This window comes from Prosthecobacter sp., from assembly GCF_044373815.1.
Taxonomy (GTDB): Bacteria; Verrucomicrobiota; Verrucomicrobiia; order Verrucomicrobiales; family Verrucomicrobiaceae; genus Prosthecobacter.
Genome location: NZ_JBIPNG010000660.1, coordinates 1 through 2,903 on the forward strand (window position 1 = coordinate 1; position 2,903 = coordinate 2,903).

The 2,903-nt window shown below is 59.4% G+C and carries 1 protein-coding gene and 2 pseudogenes; all 3 read left to right on the plus strand.

The window, feature by feature from the left end:
* Positions 1-198 (plus strand): annotated as a pseudogene (locus ACIREA_RS29880) (hypothetical protein); the annotation flags it as partial.
* A gap of 42 nt (positions 199-240) precedes the next feature.
* Positions 241-2,289, plus strand: a complete 2,049-nt coding sequence (locus ACIREA_RS29885) for an alpha-galactosidase (protein WP_397385973.1) — start codon at positions 241-243, stop codon at positions 2,287-2,289.
* Between the two features lie 77 nt (positions 2,290-2,366).
* Positions 2,367-2,903 (plus strand): annotated as a pseudogene (locus ACIREA_RS29890) (hypothetical protein); the annotation flags it as partial.

Consider the following 2,903-nt stretch of genomic DNA (forward strand, 5'->3'; position numbering starts at 1 on the left):
CAAGTCCGGTTTTCCGACCAACCGGTGCATCAGCTATGTCTGGTCGCCCTGGGTATGCCTGTGCTGGACTGCGCCGACCTCGAACAATTGTCCATCGAATCTGCCAAACGGAAGCGATGGGATTTTCTCATCAGCATGGCCCCGCTCGCCGTCGATGGCGCCACCGGCAGTCCGATCAATCCGATCGTGACGTTCTGAGCGCCCAGCGTCGCATCTGCCGAAGCGCCAGCAATACAGAGCATGAATCACGCACTCACAGTCCTCCTTGCATCATGCAGCGCGATCACGCTGCATGCGGCGATGCCTACACCGGAGGAAAACGATGCCGCTGCGCAATGGGCGAAGCGCCATGTCTTCGCGGAGCAGGCGAAGTTGCCGTTCAGCTTTACGCTCGGTGGAAAAGCATCGGACGAGTTGCTGCGTGAGTGGAAGCGAACCGATGCTACGCGTGAACTTGATACCCAGCGCCGAGAGCGCACGCTCACGTGGATGGATGCGACTACGGGACTGCAAGTGCGGCTTGTTTCGACCGAATATGTCAGCTTCCCCGTTGTCGAGTGGACAGTTTGGATCAAGAACAACGGAAAGACCGACACGCCGCTCATCGAGAACATCCAAGGTCTCAACTGCACCTTCGCTGCGACTCCGAAAGACGCGCTTTCACTGCATGGCATTCGCGGTGACACCTGCGTGGCCGAGAGTTTTCAGCCGTGGACACGCGAGCTAAAAACTGGCGAGCGTCACGTTTTCTCTCCGCCAGTGAAAGGTGGCTACGCCTCTGGAAAATCCAGCGATGGCCCAGATGGCTGGCCTTACTGGAATCTGCAAACACCTGGAGGCGGTATGATTCTCGCCGTCGGCTGGCCTGGGCAGTGGGAGGCAAAGTTTGAGCGCAGTGAAGATGGTTCATTGCACCTGAGGGCTGGGCAGCAACTCACGCATCTCGTGTTGAAGCCGGGTGAAGAGATTCGCACGCCGTCCACCACACTTTTATTCTGGCAAGGTGACGATTGCGTGCGTGCGCAGAACCTCTGGCGCTCATGGTATCTGGCGCATGTGCTGCCACGCATCGGCGGCGTGCCGCAGCCGCCTACCACACAGATTCAAGTGGGCGGCTCGCTCGCCACATGGCCAGGCGTGCAGGCGTATCTCGATGCGGGCATCAAGCCGGACATCCTCTGGCGCGATGCAGGTTCGGATTCAAAAAGCACTTGGTATCCCAGCGTCGGACCGCGAAAGACCGAGTGGCTGAACACCGGCACCTGGGAACCCGATCCCGCCAGGTATCCGCAGGGCTTCCGCCCCTTCAGCGACAAGGCGCGCGCGAACGGCATGCAGTTCCTGCTGTGGTTCGAGCCTGAGCGTGTCGGTTATCCCGGCTCATGGATCGGCAAGAACCACCCCGATTGGCTTCTGCCCGGCAACAGCGCCGGTGACGTGCTCAATCTCGGCAATCCGGATGCCTTGAAATGGCTTATTGATCACATCGACGGCATGGTGAAATCGCAGGGCCTCGACTGGTATCGCGAAGACCTCAATGGCGACGGTTACGGCACCGCTTGGCGCAAAGCCGACGCGCCTGACCGGCAAGGCATCACCGAGAATCTCCATGTGCAGGGCCATCTGGTCTTTTGGGATGAACTGCGTCGCCGCAACCCGAACCTGCGCATCGACTCCTGCGCATCCGGCGGACGTCGCAACGACCTCGAGACCATGCGACGATCCGTGCCACTGCTGCGCAGTGATTGGTCAGTCGTCGATCTGCGAGAAAAGCCCATGCAAATCGAAGGCAACCAATCGCAAACCTACGGTCTCTCCTCATGGCTGCCCTGGCAGGGAGCGGCTGTGCCGTTCTTCAAAGATAGCTACGCCGTGCGCAGCTATTACATCACCGGCTTCGGCATGGTCACCCCCGGTTGGACCAAAACACCGGAATCGATCGCCGCGGTGCGGAAAGGTTACGCGGAGTGCCGCCGCATCGCCCCGCTCATGCTCGGTGACTACTTCCCGCTCACACCTCACAGCCTCGACACGACTTCGTGGATCGCGTGGCAGTTCCATCGCGCCGATTTGAATGAAGGCATCGTGCAAGCCTTCCGCCGTCCCGAATCCACCAGCGAGACTGTGACCGTCAAGCTTCGCGGTCTCGTTCCGCAGCAACGTTACGAGATCGAAAACCTCGACGGCGGCAAAGAAGTCCGCACCGGCGCTGAGCTCATGCGAGGCTATGCCATCACCTTGAGCCAGAAACCTGCTGCTGCCGTGCTCGTGCTAAAAGCCATCAAATGACCTTCCGCGAGAAAGAATTTACAACGGTATACTGTACAATGAAATCTCAACGGTATACCGTATAGAAACCTCCAACCATGACCACCACCCGCCTCTTCATTGCCCTCCTCGCCTTCGCTCTGCCATTTAGCGTGCGAAGCTCTGCCGCTGACGCGCCTATCAAACATCGTCTGCTCTTCACCGAGTATGGCAAAGGGCCGAACCGCTTCGTTGAACTCGATGCCGATGGGAAGATGGTCTGGGAGTTCAAGCCGCCGAGCACCACGGTGATCTTCCAGGCATTGCCAAATGGGAACATCATCTTCGGCTACGGCGGACAGCCCACGGGTGTGCGTGAGATCACCTCGCGTGGCGAGACGGTGTTCGATTACGTCAGCAAGTCGCATCAGGTCTTCGGCAGCGAGCGACTCGCGAACGGCAATACGCTCGTGGCCGAGCAGGAACCGTGTCAGGCCGTCGAGGTGAATCCGAAGGGCGAGATCGTGCATGTCACGCCGCTTACGACGAACGTGAAAGGCTTTCACCTTCAAGTGCGCAACGTCCACAAGCTTGCGAATGGTAACATCCTCGCCGCGCATGAAGGCGAGGGCGCAGTGCGCGAAGTCGATCCGCAG